Raw genomic sequence first — 21,536 nt, 5'->3', positions numbered from 1 at the left:
TTCTAGATAATGATACGCATCAGTAACATAGCGATGAAGGCGTTGATAACCGAGATCACGATCATCAGCGGAATGCGGCGGGCGCTGGTGCCAATCACCCCGAGAATGCGCCCGAGGTACTGTACCTGCGATCCCATCAGGTAAATGGCCGGGGCCATGATCGCCAGATGTTCGCCGGTGATAATGCCCTTATCGAATAAGCCGATGGCGACGCCAATTCCGCCGCCCATCGACATCCAGCCGCCGATCAGCACCGCCGCCGCTTCCCCCGGCAGCCCGAACAGCCCCATCAGCGGCGAGAAAATCAGCCCGAGTCCCTTCAGCGCGCCGGTGATCTCCAGCGCTTTGATGATGATAAACGCCATCACCACGTTAGGCAGTGTGCTGGTGGTGGCGATATTCCACCCCTTGCGCGCGCCTGCGACAAACACATCGGTAATAACGGGATTAGAGGTCGGGTGGCTCATTGTGCAGCTCCTTGCGCGGCGCTTTTTTTCTGCGTGAAGCGGATAAACAGGCGCATCAGGTTCGCGCCGACAATTTTCATAATAAACATCACCAGGATACACATGCCGATAGAGGTGGGTACAGCGGTGCTGCCATCGGCGGCGATGAGCGTAAAGAGAATGGCGCCTGAGGAGAAAAAGTTGGTGATCATCGCTCCGGCGGAAAACTGGAACATGGCGAACACGTCTTTTTCGTTTTCATCCAGCTGACCTTCATCCGCCAGATTACGGGTTAAGGACGCCCCGACGTCAGTGCTTTGCAGGCTGCCGATTAGCGCCAGCCCGGTGGTGCCAGGCAGCCCCAGCAGCGGGCGCAGCAGCGGCGTGAGCAGACGGCGGGCGGCGTTCAGCGCGCCGTAATGCTCCAGCACGTTAATCATCCCCAGCGCAAACATCACCGCCGGGATCAGCCCAAGGGCGAACAGAAAGCCGTCCATCGCCCCGTTACCGCCGACGCCGCGAAAGGCGCTGGTGGTGGTTTTCAGCGTTTCGCCGTTCTGGCTGACGCCGGACACCACTTTGCCAAAAGCGCCGTTCAGGGTGGTGAAGTCAAACACCCCGTACCACTCTTTACCGCCCAGCAGCCCTGAGAAAAACACCGCTGCAAAGGCCAGCGCGAAGTAGGCCACGGGACCCGGTTTACGATCGTCTGGTGTTACATCCATTTGCTTCTCCTTGATTAAATAAATCCTCACAAACTTAACGGATTATCCGTGATGGGCCGGGCAAAAACCGTGAAGCAAGCCGTTGACTCCTATAGAAAATTGCTAAAAAGCCATAAATCAGAATAACGACCGAGGTTGTACCAGCTGGCGGGAAGGGCGGAATGTTACGCCGGATCTGAAACGCGGCGGCTGTTGCAGCCTGACGACCTGCGCAGAGTGATCGCCGTAACACTGTGAAGTAAATAGACGGGGCTGACAGGCGTTTTTAAGGTTTCAACATTGTTAAAAGCAGGAGGTTGATATAGATACAAAATGTAACATCTCTCTGTCTCAGCCAACGGATACCGATTATGCAAAATTCAGGGAAATACCTCATATGGGCCGCGCTCTCTGTTGTTGGCGCCTTCGCCCTGGGCTATATCGCATTAAACCGTGGTGAACAGATCAACGCCCTGTGGATTGTGGTGGCGGCGGTCTGTATTTATCTGATTGCTTATCGTTTTTATGGACAGTATATCGCCCGCACGGTGCTGGCGGTGGATGCCACACGTATGACGCCCGCGGTGCGGCATAACGACGGTCTGGACTATGTGCCGACCGATAAAAAAGTGCTGTTCGGTCATCATTTTGCGGCCATTGCCGGGGCAGGGCCGCTGGTGGGGCCGGTGCTGGCGGCGCAAATGGGCTATCTGCCGGGGATGATCTGGATCCTCGCAGGCGTGGTGCTGGCGGGTGCCGTGCAGGATTTTATGGTGCTGTTCGTTTCCACGCGCCGCGACGGACGATCCCTCGGCGAGCTGGTGAAAGAGGAGATGGGGCCGACCGCCGGGGTGATTGCGCTGGTGGCGTGCTTTATGATCATGGTGATCATCCTCGCGGTGCTGGCGATGATCGTGGTGAAAGCCCTCACCCACAGTCCATGGGGGACTTACACCGTTGCCTTTACCATTCCGCTGGCGCTCTTTATGGGGATCTATATCCGTTATCTGCGTCCGGGACGTATTGGCGAAGTGTCGGTGATTGGCCTGGTGTTTCTGGTGTTCGCTATCATCTCCGGCGGCTGGGTGGCGGACAGTCCGACCTGGGCGCCGTACTTTGACTTTACCGGCGTGCAACTGACGTGGATCCTCGTGGGCTACGGCTTTGTGGCGGCGGTGCTGCCGGTGTGGCTGCTGCTGGCGCCGCGCGATTACCTTTCCACTTTCCTGAAAATCGGCACCATTGTCGGGCTGGCGATTGGCATTCTGATTATGCGCCCGACCCTGACCATGCCCGCGCTGACGAAATTTATCGACGGCACCGGGCCGGTGTGGACGGGCAACCTGTTCCCGTTCCTGTTTATTACCATTGCCTGTGGCGCGGTGTCCGGCTTCCATGCGCTGATCGCTTCCGGCACCACGCCGAAAATGCTGGCGAATGAAAACCAGGCCTGTCTGATCGGTTACGGCGGCATGCTGATGGAGTCGTTCGTGGCGATCATGGCGCTGGTGTCGGCCTGTATTATCGATCCGGGCGTCTACTTCGCGATGAACAGCCCGATGGCGGTGCTGGCTCCGGCGGGGACAGCCGACGTAGTTGCATCGGCGGCGCAGGTGGTCAGCGGCTGGGGCTTTAGTATTACCCCGGAAACGCTCACGCAAATTGCTAATGAAGTGGGCGAGCAGTCGATTATTTCCCGTGCGGGCGGCGCACCGACGCTGGCGGTAGGGATGGCGTACATTCTGCACGGCGCGCTCGGCGGCCTGATGGACGTCTCCTTCTGGTATCACTTTGCCATCCTGTTTGAAGCGCTGTTTATCCTCACGGCAGTGGATGCGGGAACGCGCGCCGCACGCTTTATGTTGCAGGATCTGCTGGGGGTGATAAGCCCGGGGCTGAAGCGTACCGATTCGCTGCCCGCCAACCTGCTGGCGACGGCGCTCTGCGTGCTGGCATGGGGTTATTTCCTGCACCAGGGCGTGGTGGATCCGCTGGGCGGTATCAATACCCTGTGGCCGCTGTTCGGCATCGCTAACCAGATGCTGGCGGGGATGGCGCTGATGCTCTGCGCGGTAGTGCTGTTCAAAATGAAGCGTCAGCGTTATGCCTGGGTAGCGCTGCTGCCGACCGCCTGGCTGCTGATCTGCACCCTGACGGCGGGCTGGCAGAAGGCCTTCAGCCCGGATGCGAAAGTGGGCTTCCTGGCGATCGCCAACCGCTTCCAGAGCATGATCGACAGCGGCAACATTCCGGCGCAGTACACCGCCGCACAGCTGCGTCAGCTGGTGTTCAACAACCGTCTCGATGCCGGGCTGACCATCTTCTTTATGGTGGTTGTGGTGGTACTGGCGTTTTACTCCATTAAAACCGCGCTGGCGGCAATAAAGGTTGATCGTCCTACTGCCAATGAGACGCCGTATGAGCCGATGCCGGCAAATGTCGATCAGATTGTGACGCAGGCGAAAAGCGCGCACTGATGCGGTAACGCCCGGCGCTCTGGTAAGAGTGCCGGGCCAAACTATCAAAACGGAGTCACTATGTTCGATACGCTTTCTAAAGCCGGAAAATACCTGGGCCAGGCCGCGAAGCTGATGATCGGCGTGCCGGACTACGATAACTACGTTGAGCACATGCGCCAGAACCACCCCGATCAGCCGCCGATGACCTATGAAGAATTTTTCCGCGATCGGCAGGACGCGCGCTACGGCAGCAAAGGCGGCGCGCGCTGCTGTTAAGATCAGCGGCTGAGGTTTTCCACTTTTTCAAAGGCCGCACGCAGGGAGGCGGGGGTCACCGGCACCGGCAGCGCGTGGATGGATTCCACCGGGCGCAGGGTGTGGACGATCACTTTATCCAGTTCGGCGGCGTTGTGAATATCCACCTCCAGTTGTGCCAGGGTGGTGGGCAGGTTGAAACGTTTATAGGCGGCGATGAGCTGCGCCAGTACCTCGTCCTGGCCGAGCAGGGCGCTCTGCACCAGAATGCCGTAGGCGACTTTGGTGCCGTGCAGGTATTTCTCGGTTTGCGGCAGCACGGTCAGCCCGTTATGCACCGAATGCGCCGCCGCCACGCGGGTATAGCGCTCGCCCAGGCCGCCCACCATGCCCCCACCGGCGATGATGGCGTCCACCACATCACGAAACGCCTGCGTCACCTCGCCCCGTGCCTGATCCGCCAGCGCCGCTTCACTGCTTTCCAGCAGCACATCGCGGATCGCCAGCGCGCCATTGATGCCAAGCCGTACCGTCAGCGGCAGGCTTTCCGGTTCAGGGGCCAGCACCACCGCTTCATACCACTTTGCCAGGGTATCGCCGATGCCTGCCAGCAGGTACTCCGCCGGGGCGTCAAGAATGATCTGCGGCTCCACCAGTACAAGGAAATTAGCGTCATCGAAAATCTCAAAATGCAGCGCCTGTCCGGCGTCGTTATACCAGACGGAGAGCGGCGTCCAGGCCGCGCAGGTGGCGGCAATGGTCGGAATGGCCACCACCGGCAGCGCCAGACGACGTGCCACCGCTTTCACGGTATCCAGCAGCGCACCGCCGCCGAGGCCTATCACCACGCTGCGATCTTCTCCCGACTGCGCCACCAGCTCCGCGACATCGCGCTCGCTGCAATGGCCTTTAAACAGCAGGTGCTTTGCTCCCGGCGTATGAAAGCTTTCCGGCAGGTACGGCGTGGCGGCGGCGATGGCCCGTTCGCCGTAGATCCAGACCGCGCGGGAAAGCTGTTCGGGGGTATAAAAATCATGCAGGCGCGCCAGACTGCCGGCGTGGGAATAGTAGTTGGCGGGGCCGGGTACGACGCGAATATCGGTGTTGCTCATGAGTGTGTCCTTGTGCGTGATCGCTAACCTGATGTTATGTCTGGACATCCGGATGGCTAATAATATTTTGCTTTATCTTATGCCTTTTCCGTAGTTGTCAGTCAAGCCGCGCTGTGAAAAATTCATGAAATCAATCTATTAATGACAGGGATCTCCAGCGAATGAGCGTTAACCATCTCGACATGCGCGCCATCACGCTCGCCTTTGCCGGTGTCAGAGCGCTGTCGCAGGTCGATTTTACCCTGCGCGGCGGCTCGGTTCATGCCCTGACCGGGGCAAACGGCGCGGGCAAATCCACGCTGATGGCGGTGCTGTGCGGCACCCACGATCATTACGAAGGGGAGATCGCCATCAATAACCAGGTGGTGTCCATTCGCTCGCCCCGCGACGCAAAACAGTTGGGTATTCATCTGGTGCAGCAGGAAGTGGACGTGGCGCTGATCCCCGGCCTGTCGATTGCGGAAAACATTATGCTCGACCGGCTGGCGGAGCCGGGCCATGCATATCACTGGTCGAAAGTGCGTCAGCAGGCGCGTGCTGCGCTGGCGCAGCTGGATGTAACTCTGGACGTGCGACGCCCGATTGACAGCTGCACGCTGGCCGAAAAACAGCAAATTTTGCTGGCGCGCGCCCTGTCGCACCGCTGCCGTTTTTTGATCCTCGATGAACCCACAGCCCCCCTCGATCAGCACGAAAGCGAGCGGCTGTTTGCGGTGGTCAAACGCCTGCAACAGCAGGGGATCGCCTTGGTGTTTATCTCGCACCGCATCCATGAACTGAAAGCCATCTGCGACACCTTAACGGTGCTGCGGGACGGCAGGCTGATCGAATCCGGGCCAATGGACAATCTGCGCGGCGAGGAGATCGTCGAGAAGATGCTGGGTCATGAGCTGAGCGATATTTACCCGCCGAAACGCGCCCGCCACAGCGACGAGACCTTGCTGCGGGTGGAGGGGCTGCACGATGAAGGCCTGTTAAAAGACATCTCCCTGCAGCTGCGCAAGGGCGAGATTTTAGGCATTGCCGGGCTGGCGGGCGCAGGCAAAACCGAGCTGTGCAAGGCGCTTTTCGGCGCCAGCAAAAGCCGTATCACCCGCGGGGAGCTTAACAGCCAGCCGTGGAAACCGCGCGATCCGGCGGACTCTGTACTGCGCGGCATCGCGCTGGTGCCGGAGGAGCGCCGCAAAGAGGGCATTTTCATTGACGAATCGGTGAGCATGAATCTGGCGGTCAGCGCAGACAACAGCTTCTCCCGGGGCGGGATCTTCAGCCATCGCAAGGCCTGGCGCTGGGCGCAGGAGGTGATCGCCCGCACCGGCGTGCGCACCACCGGACCAGCGCAACTGCTGCGGCGGCTTTCCGGCGGCAATCAGCAGAAAGTGGCGATTGGCAAATGGCTGCGCGGTAACGCGAACGTACTGATTTTTGATGAGCCGACCAAAGGCGTGGACGTGAAAGCTAAAACCGATCTGTTTCAGCTTATCGACGGCCTGGCGCGGGAAGGGAAGGGCGTGATCTACGCTTCCGGCGAGTTCGCCGAGCTGGTGGGACTGTGCGACCGCATCTGCGTGTTGTGGGACGGCAAAATCGTGGCGGAGATCGCCGGGGCGGACGCCCGTGAAGAGACATTACTTTATTATTCGACCGGAGGTACGGCGTCGTGAGCAAGGCCCTTTCAGTGAATGCGACGGCATCGGGCCGTCAGCAGTTTTTCGATTTTCTTTATAAATGGGGCATGTTGCTGACCGTGGTGGTGCTGATCGCCGTGTTTGGCCTCGCCTCGGATAACTTCCTCGATCCGTTCAACATCATCAATATTCTGCGCTCCATTGCCATTGTCACGGTGATCGCCATCGGCGTGTCCATTTCCCTCACCGTGGGCGGTTTTGACCTGTCGGTAGGATCGACGGCGTCGCTGGCAAACGCGCTGGTGATTTCGCTGTTTGTCTGGCACGGATTTGGCACCACGGAAGCCATTCTGGTGACGCTGGCGCTCTGTACGCTGGTGGGGCTGTTCAACGCCTTTCTCATCGTCGTGCTGCGTATTCCTGACATGCTCGCCACGCTCGGCAGCCTGTTCGTTATTCAGGGTGTGGCGATGACGTACAGCTACGGCGGCTCGATCACGCAAAACATGCTGCTGCCGAGCGGCGAAATGGCGGAAGGGCTGATCCCGGAGGGTTTTGCGCTGCTCGGCCAGGTGCCGGTGATCGTCATCATCATGCTGGTGGTCACGGTGCTGGCGCAGCTTGCGCTGTCGCTGACAACGCACGGTCGCCGTATGTACGCCATCGGCGGCAACCCGGAAGCGGCGCGCCTGTCCGGTATTCGCACCACGCGCTACAAAGTGGCGGCCTATGTGATTGCCTCGCTGCTGGCCGGGCTGGGCGGGATTTTACTGGCCTCGCGCATCGGCTCCTCGCAGGTGAACGCGGGGGGCGGTTATCTGATGGATGCGGTGGCGGCGGCGTGGATCGGCTTTTCGCTCGCGGGCTCCGGTAAACCCAATGCGCTCGGTACGCTGGTTGGCGCGGTCATCCTCGGCGTGCTGTCGAACGGGCTGGTGATGCTGTCAGTGCCCTATTACGCCATGGACATTATTAAGGGGCTGGTGCTGGCCGGCGCTCTTGCACTCACTTATTTCCAGCGCCGTTAATTTATTATTCAGGGGAAACAGAGATGAAAAAATTTGCACTGTCACTGCTGGCGCTGGGCTTACTGAGTTCAGTACCGGGTTATGCCGCCACGCCTGCGCCGGTTCCGGCCGCCATCGCCAATCACGACGGCCCGATCCGTATTGCGGTTATTCGTAACCTTGGTTCCGACGATAACACGACGCAGTTTGTCTCCGGGGCGCTGACGGAAGGCAAAAAGCTCGGCTTTAAAATCAGCACCTTTTTAAGTAACGGCGATGACGCGAAGTTCCAGGATTTCGTCAATCAGGCCATCAGCCAGAAATACGACGGCATTATTCTTTCCCAGGGGCGCGATCCTTATTCCACTGAGCTGGTGAAGAAAGCGGTGGACGCAGGCATTGCGGTGTCGGTATTTGATACGGCGGTAAAAGGGGAGATCCCGGGCGTGACCGTTACCCAGCAGGATGACGCCTCCCTGACGGATCTGTCGTTTGGCGAGCTGGTGAAAGATTTCAACGGCAAGGCGAACATCATCAAACTGTGGGTCGCCGGTTTCCCGCCGATGGAGCGTCGCCAGGCGGCCTATCAGGAACTGCTGAAGCAGCATCCGGGCATCAAAGAGCTGGAATCCATTGGCGCGGTGTCGTCGGACGTACAGGGGGATACCGCCAACAAAGTGGGCGCGGTGCTGGCGAAATACCCGAAAGGGCAGATCGACGCCATCTGGGGCACCTGGGATGCCTTCAGCCAGGGCGCATATAAAGCGCTGAAAGAGAATGGCCGTACCGAGATCAAACTCTACAGCATCGACATCTCCAATCAGGATTTACAGCTGATGCGTGAGGCGGGCAGCCCGTGGAAAGTGAGCGTGGCGGTGGATCCGAAGCTGATTGGCGCCACCAACGTGCGGCTGATCGCCAATAAGATCGCCGGTGAGAAAACGCCTGCCACCTATGACTTTAAAGCCGCCGCCATTCCGCAGGCGCTGCTGGCGAGTCAGCCAGGCAATGTTAACGTCGCGGCGCTGGGCAAAATTATTCCGGGCTGGGGCCAGACGGAAGACTTTATCGCGCCGTGGTTTGCGACGCTGGAAGCGAAGCAGAAATAATGTTGCCCGGTGGCGCTCGCGCTTACCGGGCCTACAAAATCCCATGACCTACATCATGTAGGCCGGTGCAAGCGCAGCGCCGCCCGGCGAAATGGCAACATCGTAACAAGGAAACAACGTGGCTTCTCATTTACCCACTCCCGACTACAGCCGCAATATGCGCCTCATTGGCCACAGCGATCAGGGCGGTCGACCGGACGGGGTGCAGCTGATGGTGCATCGCGGCTATGCGTATATCGGCCATATGGTGTCGCAGGGCTTTTCCATTGTGGACGTGCGCAATCCTGCCAACCCGAAACCCGCAGGCTACATACCTGCGCCGCCGGGCACCTGGAACGTTCATTTACAGGCGCACGACGATTTGCTGCTGGTGATCAACGCCCGGGATCTGTTCGCCGACGCGCGTTTTGCCGATGAAAAGGTCTATTACAGCCGTCCGGTAGGCGAGACGGTGCGCGATGTGCAGGACAAAGACTGGAGCGCCGGGCTGCGCATTTTTGATATTTCCACACCCGACAAACCGCGTGAAATCAGCTTCCTGTCGCTGAACGGCATTGGCATTCACCGTATCTGGTACGTCGGCGGACGCTGGGCTTACGTCTCGGCGCTGATCGACGGCTTCACCGATTATATTTTCCTGACTATCGATCTGGCGGATCCGCGCAAACCAGAGGTGGCCGGGCGCTGGTGGTTACCTGGGATGCATCAGGCGGCGGGCGAAACTCCGCATTGGCCGGAAGGTAAACGCTATGCGCTGCATCACGCCATTATTGCCGGCGATACCGCCTATGGCAGCTGGCGCGACGGCGGGCTGACGCTGCTGGACGTGAAAGATCGCAACCGGCCAACGCTCATCAGCCACCGCAACTGGAGCCCGCCCTTTGGCGGCGGCACGCATACCGCGCTGCCGTTACCGGACAGAGATCTGCTGGTGGTGCTGGATGAAGCGGTGCTCGACAATCAGGAAGATGGCGAGAAGCTGATCTGGCTGTTTGATATTCGCGAGCCGTCAAACCCGGTGAGCATCGCCACTTTCCCGCAGCCGAATGAAACTGACTACGTGGCGAAGGGCGCGCACTTCGGGCCGCATAACCTGCATGAAAACCGGCCTGGCAGTTTTGTCAGCTCAACGCTGATCTTTGCCACTTATCAGAATGCTGGCGTGCGTGCCTATGACATATCAGATCCGTACCGTCCGGTGGAAACCGGCGCGCTGGTGCCTGCCGCACCGACTACCATGATGGACACCCGTCCCGGACGCCCGCAGGTGATCCAGTCCTGTGATGTCTTTGTCGATGCGGCGGGGATCATTTATGCAACAGACTATAATGGCGGACTCTCCGTGATTGAATACCTGGGTTAGACGATAATAATTCATTATGAAATAACTTCTTTCAAAATAATTGGGGATTACTGATATACACCCCGATTATATTTTTCATTGGTATTTTCTGATAAATTTAAGGCCTTCCTTATTAAATTAAGGAAGGCCTTCTTGCCCATGAGTGAATTCGTTTTTTTAAATTACTATTGATTATTGCTTTATAGATGCAATAATGCAGCGCCACTTATAAAATATTAAAAAGACCTTTCATTCTATATATAGTTCCCCGCTGGTGTGTTACTTAAAGGGAACTTAATTATCATGCGAATGAAAAAAGCACTGGCATGGGTGCAAATCGCGCTCCAGTTTATCTCACCGACCTCGCTCTGTTATCTGGGAACATTCTCGACCAGCCAGGCGCAGGAAAGAGTGATTAAATCTCAGCCTCCGGATACCAGCAACGAACAGGCCATCGCCCAGACTGCCATGCAGGCGGGGTCAGTCTTAAACGGCGGTAATGGCGGGGCGCTCGACGAGGCTATTGTCTCCACTGCGACCAGCGCCGCGACGGCCGAAGTGCAAAACTGGCTTAATCAGTTTGGTACCGCCCGCGTCAGCATCAGCACCGACGAACATTTTACCCTCCAGGATTCTGAACTGGATCTGCTGCTGCCGTTATATGACGGAAAAGAACACCTCTGGTTTACCCAGTTGGGTGGACGTCGGTACGATGAGCGAAATATGGTAAACGCCGGTCTTGGCTATCGTTATTTCAGCGATAGCTGGATGTGGGGCACCAACGTTTTCTACGATGAGCAGATTTCCGCTAATCACCATAAACGCCTCGGCGTCGGGACGGAAATGGGCTGGGATTACCTGAAACTTTCCGCCAACGGCTATTTCCGACTCAGCGACTGGATGGCATCAAAAGAATACAGCGACTATGACGAGCGGGTCGCCAACGGCTTTGACATTCGCGCCAATGGTTATTTACCCGCCTGGCCGCAGCTGGGCACCACGCTGGTCTACGAACAATATTATGGCGACAGCGTCGGCCTGTTCAGCGACGACGAAGACGACCGGCAGAAAAACCCGCATGCTATTACCTTCGGGCTGAATTACACCCCGGTGCCAATGATGACGCTGGGTGTTAACCAGAAATTCGGTAAGGGCGGTAAAAATGACACCCAGGTGAATCTGGGCGTCTCCTGGACCCCTGGCGTGCCGCTCAGCACCCAGCTCGATCCGGACCAGGTCGCCCTGCGCCGCTCGCTGCTCGGCAGCCGCATGGATTTAGTGGATCGCAACAATAATATCGTGCTGGAGTATCGCAAGCAGGATCTGATTTCGCTGGGCCTGCCGCCCGAACTCACCGGCGCGGAAGGCGAAAAGCAGACGGTGACGGCGAAGGTCAAAACCAAATACGGCCTTGAAAAAATCGACTGGCAGGGGGATGAATTCTTCCGCCAGGGCGGGAAAATCGCCGATACTTCCAGCCCCGAGCAGGTGGTGCTGACCTTCCCGGCGTGGAAAAACGGCAGCGCCAATACGTATGTGCTTTCCGCCGTCGCGCGGGATAAAAAGGGCAATGCTTCAAACACTAGCCAGATGAAGGTGAACGTCAGCGGCATTGATGTGGCAAGCCTGGTGTCCACGACCAGCGCCTCGCCCGTCACGCTGCCAGCCGATGGCATCAGCACCTCGGCGGTAACCGTGACACTGAAAACCGCAGCAGGAGAAAATGCCGGTGGATTTGCGGAACGCCTGAGTGCGACCCTTACCGCTCCGGCCAGCGTCGCGAAAGGCCTTGCCAGCGACAGCAAAGCGGCGGCCATCAGCGCCTTTAAAGAAACCTCGTCCGGCGTCTATGTCGCCACCTTCACCAGCGGCACCACGCCGGGCAGCGTTACCGTGCAACCGCTGATTGACGGCAGCACCAAACTGGCGACGGCAAAACTCATCCTCGAAGCCACGGAAATTCTGCCGAAGCTAACGCAGATTGACGTCTCCGCCAGCAGTGTTCCGGCTGACGGCACCACGCCTATCGCGCTGACCGCGCACGTGGTGGATCAGTATGGCAAACCGATACAAGATGCAGCCATTAAATGGCGCGCCGACAACCCGAAAGCGCTGCTTTCCACCGACAGCACCACCACTGATGCACAAGGTCTGGCGACGATCGACGTCACCAGTCGTGAAGTCATCAGTACCGTCGTCACCGCGCAACTGGAGCAGGGCAACAGCGTCAGCACCGCTGCGCTGAACTTTACCGCCGATGTTGCCAGCGCGCAGGTGGTTGCCATTGAGAGTGAAAAACAGCAGGTGGTCGCCAACAATATCGACACCGACACCGTCACCGCGCAGGTGAAGGATCAGAACAACCATCCGCTGGCGGGTATCACCGTCAACTGGATGGTGAAAAAGCGCGACGGTACGCCGGTCAGCAGTAAAACGTCGGTCTCTGACAACGACGGCATCGCCACGCTTGAACTGAAATCCCCGAAAACCGGCACAGTGACGGTATTGGCGGCGGTGAACCGCGACGCCGTACAGGAAACCGATCCGATCGTCTTTGTGGCGGACACCAGCACGCAAAAAGTGACCACCCTGACGCTCAGTAAAACCCAGGCGCTGGCGAACGGCACGGACAGTATTACCTATGAAGCGCAGGTGACGGATGCCCAGGGGAACGCCATCAACGCTGCCCGCGTGGCGTGGTCAGCGGATAATCCGGATGCTACATTAAGCGCCAGCAACACCACCAGCGGCGCGGACGGTAAATCGACCATCACCGTGACCTCTCTGAAAGCGGGCAAGGTCGTGGTCACTGCGAAGACCAGCGAAGCCACGCCGCTACAGGCGGAGCCTGCGACCTTTATCGCCGACAGCGCCACCGCGACCATCAAAACGCTGAAAAGCGATCGCGCCTCTGCGCTGGCAAACGGCAGCGATGCCATCAGCCTGACCGCCACGGTCGAGGATGCGAACGGCAACCTGGTGAACAATGCAGACGTTAACTGGACGGTAGACCCGGCAACCGGCACGCTCTCCGCCAGCAGCAGTAAAACCGATGCCTCCGGCGTGGCGCGGGTGACACTCAGCTCGCGGGACGTGGCGCAGTACAGCGTGACGGCATCCAGCGGCAGCAGCAGCGAAACCCTGGCAGGATTGTACTTTATTGTCGACAGCGGCACGGCGCACCTTAATACGCTGACGGCATCGTCAACGGAGGCTCTGGCAGACAACAATACGGCTATCACGCTGACCGCGAAGGTTATCGATAACAGCGGGCATCCGGTATCCGGGGAGACGATCAACTGGACGGCGGATAACATCAAGGCACAGCTCTCTGACACGCAATCCGTCACCAATACCCAGGGCGAGGCGCAGATCCTGGTGACCAGCGCGGATGTTATCGCTACGGTGATCACTGCCCAGCGTGGTCAGGCGGAAGCCCTGCGCAGCGAGACGCTGAACTTTGTGGCGGACCCGGCCTCGGCGAAACTGGTATCAGTGGAGCCCGACAAAAACCAGGTGGTGGCGAATAACATCGACAGCGCTAAGCTGACGGCGAAAGTCACCGATGCGAATAATCATCCGTTATCGGGCATCAGCGTCACCTGGAAGGTGGATAAAACCGACGGCACTACCCTCGGCAACCGCACCTCGCAGACGGATGCGCAGGGCGTGGCGACGACCGTGCTGAAATCTGCGAAAACCGGATCGGTCAGCGTCTCGGCGGCTATCAACGGCGGCACGCCGTTACGGACCGAAGACATTACTTTTATCGCCGACAGCAGTACCCAGAAAGTCACCACGATCGCCCTCGATAAAACCGAGGCCATCGCCGACGGTACGGATCGCATTACCTATGAAGCGACGGTGACCGACCAGCAGGGCAACGCGGTGAATGGCGCGACGGTGAGCTGGTCCGCAGACACCTCCGATGCCATTCTGAGTAGCACACAGACCACCAGCGACGGCAACGGCAAATCGACCATTACCGTAACGTCACTGAAAGCCGGTGAGAAAGTCATTACCGCCCAGACCAGCCCGGAAACGGCAATGCAGGCGAACAGCGCAACCTTTATCGCGGATAAGACGACGGCGAAAGTCGTGGCCGTCAGCAGCGACAAAACTACCGCGCTGGCGAACGATAAAGATGTGATCACCCTCAGCGCCACGGTCACGGATGCCAACGCCAACCCGTTAGACGCAACGGATGTGACCTGGGAAGTGGCGCCAGAAAGCGGAATGCTGTCAGCGAGCACCAGCACCAGCAATGCCGCAGGCGTGGCGCAGGTGACGCTGAAATCAGCCGTTGTCGCCAGCTATGAAGTCAGGGCGACGGTCAATGGCAACAGCGACTCCATCAGCAGCCTGAGATTCACCGCCGATAGCGCCACGGCAAAGATTACCAGCCTGACGGCGGATAAGACCGCTGACATTGTGGCGGATAAAGATGTGGTGACGCTGACGGCGACGTTGCTGGACGCTAACCAGCATCCGGTGGCGGGCGAAACGGTGAACTGGCTCAGCAGCGACGACGCTAACAGCACCTTCACGCCAGCGACGTCGGTGACCGATGCCAACGGCCAGGCAACAGCCACCTTTAAAACCCTGAAAGCGGGCAGTGTCGATGTCACCGCCTCGCATACCCACGGTGACAAGACGCTGACGCTGACGGTGATTGGCAACGTTGAAACGGCGCAGTTCGCCGATGTCGTGGCGGATAAAACTGAGGCCGTGGCGGATGGCTCTGAGGCTATCACCTGGAAGGCGATAGTGGAGGATAAAAACCACAACCTGCTACCGGACGTGACGGTAAACTGGAAGGCGGATCGCAGTGATGTGACACTAACGCCGGAAAACGCCACCACCAACAGCAACGGTGAAGTGACCACCAGCGGCACCACGCTGAAAGCGGGTAATGTTGTGGTGACCGCAGCGCTGACCAGCCCGGCAAAAGAGCGTAAAGCCAGTGCCGTCGCCTTTGTCGGTGATTTAAAAACCGCGAAAATCGTCGCACTGAACGTCAGTACCACCACCGCTATCGTTAACACCACCAGGGTGGAACTGATGGCTACTGTGGTTGACGCCCATGACAATGCGGTACCGCACGCGGAAGTGAGCTGGGAAACCACCTTGAATAACCTCTCAGCTCCAGCCAGCAACACCAATAATAGCGGCATCGCGAAAGCTGAGCTGTCGGGGCCGGAAGCGGGTACAGCGACGGTGACCGCTTCGATCAACGGCAGCAGCAAGGTCAGTCAGGAAATCATATTCATTGCGAAGTATGAGGCAGACTGGGAGATCAGCGACGATAGCAGCACTTATAAAACGGATGGAGTATTTGGTTTCGGTGACCTCGGTTTTGTCGCTATCGGCGAAACCCAGGGGCCACGTGATCTGGTCTGGGCAGAGAATGGTTATTCGCAACTTACTGTGCCAATGACTGATGAAATGGGCCAGACATGGAATGTAAACATCCGGGGACAACGCCATTCTAACTGTTCAAACCGCACCTTCAACTCAGCGGCGGGTTGTGACGGATGGCAGTACACTGGCTACGCGGCATCGTTGCACTATGAGCACAGCGACAACCCCGGCCTGCCAGCTGGCGTTTATCGCGGCGTAGTGACCTTTGCCGGTAAGGACTGGCACACCTCATGGGCGCTGGATTACGAGGTAACCACCACCCTGACCGTTAACTAACCAGCAATCGCACTACCGACGCAGGCCTTCCGCTAACAGCACGAAGGCCTGCGTTGCTTTAGGCAAGCGCTCATCCGGCGCATCTGCCGCCGCCACCCACAGCGCCGCATTCATCGCCGCCCCGTTCAGCAGGCGGGCAGCCGCTTCAACGTCCACCGCTTTCATAATGCCCTGGCCGATCATCTCTGCAACCGCCTCACAGGTGGCTTCCAGACAGGCATTCTGACTGGGCCAGCCAGACGGATCGCCGAGAAAAGCCGGGCCGTCGAGCAGCACAATGCGCTGCACTTCCGGATCGAGCGCCATTTCAATATAAGCCGTGCCTTCAGCAAGCAGCCGCTCCCAGCCTTCCGGCGCAAGGCTGGCGCGATCTTTCGCCTGCTGCGCCATTTCCCCGTCCACCTGCGCCACCACGGCGGCGAGCAGGCCGCGCTTATCGCCAAAATTATGGTACAGCGCGCCACGGGTCAGCCCGGCGCTGGCGGTGAGTTCATCCATTGACGCCGCGGCAAAGCCTTTTTCCGCAAAAGCCTTACGCGCGGCGGCAATCAGTTTGTTGCGGTTCTCTTCCATCATTTCTGCACGACGACCGACGGCCATATTCTTCACTCCTTCATTTCATATACGTCGCGTATTTTAAATTGACATACGCGGCGTATGCAAAGATACTCGGTTTCACATACAGCGTGTATGTTAAATGATCCTGGCGCGTGACGCCCGGATTTTCTGACTGAATAAAAGAGGTGAGTGATGACAGAACGCGAAGCGATATTCCCGGCCAATCGGCATGCTTTATATGAGCAGCATGGCTACTCCGCGGCGATCCGCTCCGGGGATTTATTGTTTGTGTCCGGGCAGGTGGGCAGCCGGGAAGACGGGTCGCCGGAGCCGGACTTTGCCGCCCAGGTCCGGCTGGCCTTTGCTAACCTGCGGGCTACGCTGGCCGCTGCCGGATGCGGGTTCGATGATTTGGTTGATGTGACGACCTTTCACACCGATCCGGAAAACCAGTTTGCCACCATTATGGCGGTGAAGCAGGAGATTTTCCCGCAGGCTCCCTATCCCAACTGGACGGCGGTGGGCGTCAACTGGCTGGCGGGCTTCGATTTTGAAATTAAAGTCATTGCCCGCATTCCGTAAGCGCCGTGGCGCGGTTCAGCTGTACTGGCGCACCCGCGCAATTAACTCCTCTGCGCTGTCGATACGTCCGGCGACCAGGATCAGGGATTTACCCAGCTCAATGGCATGACGCAGACAGGCGTGGCGCATCTCCTCGTCGCGGATGGTATCCAGATCGGCGACGTGGGACAAGCCGACGCTGCGGCGGATCAGTTCTGTCCCGCAGTAGCCCACCGCATCAGTCCACACTTTTTTCAGGAACTGCGAGGCATAGCCCGGCGTCGCCAGCGCCGCGTCGCGGGTTTTTTCCGTAGCCAGTTGCTGGAAACGCTCGGCAAAGGTATGCCATAGCTGCTGAATATCGGCGAGGCGCTGCTCACGGGCAGCCGCAGCATCGCGAATACCCAGATGCCCCGGCAGGCCGCAGTAGTTCAGCAACAGGTTGCCGATGGCGGTGCCGATATCAAAGCCCACCGGACCAAAGAAACCAAATTCGGCGTCGATAGCTTTCAGGCTGCCGTCGGCGACGAAAATCGACCCGCTGTGAATATCGCCGTGCAGCAGCGCTTCGGCGTGGGAGAAGAAGTGGTGCTTCAGCGCCGCCACCGCCAGTTTAAGCTGGGCGTCGTCACGCAGGGCGGCGACGTCCGCTTCCAGTTCGGCGGGATAATTATTGCGCTCGTGGATCTGGTAAGGGTCGTTGAAGAACAGATCTTCAGTGATCTCGCACATTTCCGGGTTGATAAAGCGCGCCACCTGCGCTTTTTTCTCATGGGGATGCAGATAAAAATCGCTGGTGTGGAACAGCGTATACGCCAGATATTCCCCCAGCTGTTGCGGCGCCTGCGGATAGCTGACGTTATTAATCAGCTCGCCGCGCCAGATGCGATGACTGGAGAGATCTTCCATCACCATCACCGCCAGCTGCGGGTCAAAATGCAGGATCTGCACCGTGTGCTGTGGACAGTGCTGATAATGTTCCACCAGGGTCTGCGCTTCCAGCCGCGCGCGATCCAGCGTCAGCGGCCAGGATTCCCCCACGCAGCGCACATAGGGCAGCGCCTGTTTAACAATCACCCGGCTGACGCCCTGACGGTCAAAAATTTTAAACACCAGATTGAGATTGCCGTCGCCGACCTCCTGCGCATCCACCAGTTCGGACGGATCGGCCAGACCGCCAAATTGTTGTGCATAAGCGACAGCGTCCTGCGCGTTGAAGGTGCGGTATTCCGACATTGCCCTGATCCTCATTCTTATGTTAATAAAGCCATTCAGACGTCTATACTTCCGGAAGTCATCCTGACACAATAGGTCACAACAACGCAACAGGGATTTAACGATATGCAGCCATTACAGACCACCAGTCTGCGCGTCAGCGAAAATCAGCTTTTTATCCTCGACCAGCAGGCGCTGCCGCAGCAGAAAAACTGGCTTGCGGCCAGCACCACAGAACAACTGGTGGGGCATATCCACGCCCTGCGCGTGCGCGGCGCGCCGCTGATTGGCCTTTCCGCCAGCCTGCTGCTGGCGTTACAGGCAGAGCAGGGGCTGACGCGGGATGAACTGGCTGAATCGCTGGCGACGCTGCGCGCGGCACGCCCGACGGCGGTGAACCTGATGAATAATCTTGATCGCATGAAAGCGGCGCTGGCGCGGGAGAATTATGTTCCGGCGCTGGTGGCGGAGGCGCTGCGCCTGATCGATGAAGACAAGCAGTTGTGTGACGCCATCGCCCGCGCCGGAAGCGCGCTGGTAACGCCGGGAAGTCGCCTGCTGACCCACTGCAATACCGGCGGGCTGGCAACGGCGGGCGTCGGGACAGCTATCGGCGTGATTGCCCGCGCCCATGAGCAGGGGCGGGTGGCGAATGTCTGGGTGGGTGAGACGCGCCCGCTGTTGCAGGGCGGGCGTTTAACGGCCTGGGAAATGGGCGAACTGGGTGTGCCCTGCCAGTTGATCACCGATTCAATGGCCGCCAGCCTGATGGCGAAAGGGCAGGTGGACGCGGTGTGGGTCGGGGCAGATCGCATTGCCGCCAATGGCGATGTGGCGAACAAGATCGGCACCTATTCGCTGGCGGTGCTGGCGAAATTCCACGGTATTCCGTTTTACGTTGCCGCGCCTCACACTACACTGGATTGTGGCTGTCCGGATGGCGACGCCATCCCCATTGAACAGCGGGCGGCAGAGGAAGTGACAGGCGTGGCGGGCAGCTTTGGCGCGGTGCAATGGGCGCCAGAAAAAGTACGGGTGTACAACCCGGCGTTTGATGTGACCCCGGCGGCGTTGATCAGCGGCTGGGTGCTGGATACGGGCGTGGTAACGCCGGAACAGGTCGCGGCAGGGGTGTTTGCGTGATATGCCGGGTGGCGCTGTCGCTTACCCGGCCTACAACAGCCATGTAGGCCCGGCAAGCCTGCGCCGCCGGGCGATATATTTGGCACCGTGCCCGCTGTTTTGCCGGGTGGCGCTGGCGCTTACCCGGCCTACAACAGGTATGTAGGCCCGGCAAGCCTGCGCCGCCGGGCGATACGTGCAGGTTTACCGGCCCGCCCCGTGGGGCGTTATCACCGCTTTGCCTTTTAACAATTTCCGTACCCAGAAGCGGTTTGGGTTCAGCGCCGCCAGCGTTTCGCTATCCAGCGGGATCGGCTCGTCGCTCATCTGCGCGGCGAGGATCTCCGCCGCCAGCGGCGCGCTGCACAATCCCCGCGAACCCAGCGCCCCCAGCAGATACAAATCTTCCCACACCGGTGCGCTGACCGCCTGCGCCGGGTGTTCCGCCAGGGTCGCATATTCCCGTAACGTCGCCGCAAAATCAGGTGCGTTGCCGACCACCGGCAGATGATCGCGGGTGGCGCAGCGCACGCCGTTGCGCGCCTCCTTAGCCGTTACATCCACCTCTTTCGCCCAGGCGGCATCCGGAAAACAGTCCAGCAAGCGCTGGCGATTATGCTGCTGATCGTCCTCGCGATACGCCGTTTCCCGATCGCCACGATGATAGCTTGCGCCGATGCAATGCTGCTGATTCAGCGGATTTTGCGGCGTCAGATAACCGTCGTAACACAGTACCTGACGTAAAGGCGACAGCCCCGGCGTGGTGGGAATATGACTGACCTGGCCCGCCACCGGATAGACCGGCAACGCCTCGGTCTGGGTGAAATCCCCCAGCCGGTGCCCGTTCGCCAGCACCACCACCGCATGGGCGGCCTGAGCGCCATCAGCAAAACGCAGCTGCCAGCCACTTTCCCCCTGCGTCAGTTCGGCAACGTCCCGCTGATAATGCACTTTCAGGCCCTGAGTAACGCCCAGCTCAATGGCCGCCGCCGTTAGCTGGGCCGGACACAGCCAGCCGCCGAGCGGATACTGAATACCGCCGCAGCCGGTATCAACGCCGGTCGTTGCTTCAATACACGCTCCATCGGCTGCCGCGGCGATCTCCTGCGGCAGCGCCAGAGATAACATCTGATCGATTTTATGCTGGCTCTTTTCATCCCAGCCGGTCTGCGTCACGCCGCACCAGTCATGATCGAACGCTACCGGCAGCGTGTCATACAGTCTGCGGGCAAAAGTGAAGGCGGCGGGGAAGAAGCGCGCCAGCGCCGGATCGTGGGCATTCAGCAGCGGATAGAGCGCCCCCTGGCGATTACCGGACGCGCCAAGCGCAGGGGCGGCATCGGCGCAGTAAAGGGTCACCTGCCAGCCCCGGCGCAGCAGGGAGAGGGATAACAGCGCGCTGGCCACCCCGCCACCGATAAGCGCCACTTCACGGCCGGATGCGCCGCTGCGCGCAAACCAGGGCGCGCGCGGGGCAGGCTCACGGGTCTGCGTCATCACGCCGGTGAGCATTTCACGTTTACGGCCAAACCCTTTGCATTTTTGCATGGTAAAACCGGCGTCCTGTAGCCCGCGACGCACAAAACCGGCGGAGGTGAAGGTCGCCAGCGTGCAGTCCGGGCGCGCCAGCCGCGCCATGGCGTTAAACAGCGCCGGAGTCCACATATCCGGGTTTTTAGCAGGCGCAAAACCATCCAGAAACCAGGCATCCACTTTTTGATCCAGCGAATCGTCCAGCGCGTCGGTCAGGGTAGTAATATCGCCAAACCACAGATCCAGCGTCACCCGTCCGCCATCAAGCAATAAACGGTGACAGCCTTCAAAAGGCAGCGGCCACTGCGCCTGTAACTGTTCCGCCCAGGGGGCCAGTTCCGGCCAGCGCTGATGCGCCTTTTGCAGGTCGTCGGCGCGCAGAGGGAATTTTTCAAAACTGATAAAATGTAATCTTTGTACGCCAGTATGGGGGTGCGCCGCGGTGAAGGCGTCAAACGCCTGCCACAGCGTCAGGAAATTCAGGCCGGTGCCAAAACCGCTCTCCGCCACCACCATCAAATCGCGGGGATGGGGGCGAAAACGCGCGGGCAACTGATTGCCGCCGAGAAAGACGTAACGCGTTTCTTCCAGCCCGTTATCGTTGGAAAAGTAGACGTCATCAAAATCTCGGGAAACAGGTGTACCCTCAGCGTTAAATTCGAGGTTGGCAGGTTGTATAACGGTTTGTTTCACGTAAGTTACTCGTGTGGCGGGCAGTGTCACGATCTTAACGAGGAGTGTCAGTTGGTGCAAATTTCTGCATAAATTCGCTGATCGGACTTGTTCGG

General features: G+C 59.0%; 15 protein-coding genes. 9 read left to right on the top strand and 6 right to left on the bottom strand.

Annotation, left to right across the window (positions count from 1 at the left end):
- Nucleotides 1-2: 2 nt before the first annotated feature.
- Entirely contained in the window at nt 3-467 is a 465-nt protein-coding gene (locus BMF08_RS20000) for a YjiG family protein (RefSeq protein WP_072569259.1), read from the bottom strand.
- The gene (locus tag BMF08_RS19995) at nt 464-1,171 is read right to left on the bottom strand and encodes a nucleoside recognition domain-containing protein (protein ID WP_072569258.1); all 708 of its coding nucleotides are present in this window, start codon (nt 1,169-1,171) and stop codon (nt 464-466) included. The genes BMF08_RS20000 and BMF08_RS19995 overlap by 4 nt, the downstream gene beginning before the upstream one ends.
- A 350-nt stretch (nt 1,172-1,521) precedes the next feature.
- Here BMF08_RS19995 and cstA point away from each other — a divergent pair, with 350 nt between their 5' ends.
- A complete protein-coding gene (gene cstA, locus BMF08_RS19990; protein ID WP_072569257.1) occupies nt 1,522-3,627 on the top strand; it encodes a pyruvate/proton symporter CstA in 2,106 nt (701 codons plus the stop codon).
- 60 nt (nt 3,628-3,687) lie between these two features.
- Entirely contained in the window at nt 3,688-3,885 is a 198-nt protein-coding gene (locus BMF08_RS19985; RefSeq protein WP_072569256.1) for a YbdD/YjiX family protein, read from the top strand.
- Nucleotides 3,886-3,887: 2 nt separating this feature from the next.
- Here the strand turns inward: BMF08_RS19985 and BMF08_RS19980 are convergent, their stop codons facing one another.
- On the bottom strand, nt 3,888-4,976 hold the full coding sequence (locus tag BMF08_RS19980) for an oxidoreductase (RefSeq protein WP_072569255.1): 1,089 nt from the start codon (nt 4,974-4,976) through the stop codon (nt 3,888-3,890).
- Between the two features lie 161 nt (nt 4,977-5,137).
- Between BMF08_RS19980 and BMF08_RS19975 the strand changes: the two genes are divergently transcribed.
- The 5 genes from BMF08_RS19975 (at nt 5,138) to BMF08_RS19955 (ending at nt 15,759) form a co-directional block, all read left to right on the top strand.
- Nucleotides 5,138-6,640 (top strand): sugar ABC transporter ATP-binding protein, encoded by a 1,503-nt coding sequence (locus BMF08_RS19975; protein WP_072569254.1) that lies wholly within the window; start codon nt 5,138-5,140, stop codon nt 6,638-6,640.
- Nucleotides 6,637-7,632, top strand: a complete 996-nt coding sequence (locus tag BMF08_RS19970; RefSeq protein WP_072569253.1) for an ABC transporter permease — start codon at nt 6,637-6,639, stop codon at nt 7,630-7,632. Before BMF08_RS19975 ends, BMF08_RS19970 begins: the two co-directional genes overlap by 4 nt.
- A gap of 23 nt (nt 7,633-7,655) precedes the next feature.
- Entirely contained in the window at nt 7,656-8,720 is a 1,065-nt protein-coding gene (locus BMF08_RS19965) for a sugar ABC transporter substrate-binding protein (RefSeq protein WP_072569252.1), read from the top strand.
- Nucleotides 8,721-8,838: 118 nt separating this feature from the next.
- Nucleotides 8,839-10,083: an LVIVD repeat-containing protein gene (locus BMF08_RS19960; protein ID WP_072569251.1), complete on the top strand. Its 1,245-nt coding sequence runs from the start codon at nt 8,839-8,841 to the stop codon at nt 10,081-10,083.
- Between the two features lie 282 nt (nt 10,084-10,365).
- A complete protein-coding gene (locus BMF08_RS19955) occupies nt 10,366-15,759 on the top strand; it encodes an Ig-like domain-containing protein (RefSeq protein ID WP_234007198.1) in 5,394 nt (1,797 codons plus the stop codon).
- A gap of 12 nt (nt 15,760-15,771) precedes the next feature.
- On the opposite strand, the gene BMF08_RS19950 is transcribed toward BMF08_RS19955, so the two are convergent.
- Nucleotides 15,772-16,359 (bottom strand): TetR/AcrR family transcriptional regulator, encoded by a 588-nt coding sequence (locus BMF08_RS19950; RefSeq protein WP_072569250.1) that lies wholly within the window; start codon nt 16,357-16,359, stop codon nt 15,772-15,774.
- A gap of 150 nt (nt 16,360-16,509) precedes the next feature.
- Here BMF08_RS19950 and BMF08_RS19945 point away from each other — a divergent pair, with 150 nt between their 5' ends.
- A complete protein-coding gene (locus BMF08_RS19945; protein ID WP_072569249.1) occupies nt 16,510-16,899 on the top strand; it encodes a RidA family protein in 390 nt (129 codons plus the stop codon).
- 15 nt (nt 16,900-16,914) lie between these two features.
- On the opposite strand, the gene mtnK is transcribed toward BMF08_RS19945, so the two are convergent.
- Nucleotides 16,915-18,114, bottom strand: a complete 1,200-nt coding sequence (gene mtnK / locus BMF08_RS19940; RefSeq protein WP_072569248.1) for an S-methyl-5-thioribose kinase — start codon at nt 18,112-18,114, stop codon at nt 16,915-16,917.
- A 105-nt stretch (nt 18,115-18,219) separates the two neighbouring features.
- Here mtnK and mtnA point away from each other — a divergent pair, with 105 nt between their 5' ends.
- Complete coding sequence (gene mtnA / locus BMF08_RS19935; protein WP_072569247.1) at nt 18,220-19,236, top strand: S-methyl-5-thioribose-1-phosphate isomerase; 1,017 nt, start codon at nt 18,220-18,222, stop codon at nt 19,234-19,236.
- 183 nt (nt 19,237-19,419) lie between these two features.
- On the opposite strand, the gene mnmC is transcribed toward mtnA, so the two are convergent.
- Nucleotides 19,420-21,441: a bifunctional tRNA (5-methylaminomethyl-2-thiouridine)(34)-methyltransferase MnmD/FAD-dependent 5-carboxymethylaminomethyl-2-thiouridine(34) oxidoreductase MnmC gene (gene mnmC, locus BMF08_RS19930; RefSeq protein ID WP_072569246.1), complete on the bottom strand. Its 2,022-nt coding sequence runs from the start codon at nt 21,439-21,441 to the stop codon at nt 19,420-19,422.
- Between the last annotated feature and the right edge of the window lie 95 nt (nt 21,442-21,536).

The sequence above is a fragment of the Enterobacter sp. SA187 genome (assembly GCF_001888805.2).
Classification (GTDB): domain Bacteria; phylum Pseudomonadota; class Gammaproteobacteria; order Enterobacterales; family Enterobacteriaceae; genus Enterobacter_D.
Note: the sequence above shows the minus strand (reverse complement) of the source record. Positions and strands in the feature narration are given on the sequence as shown.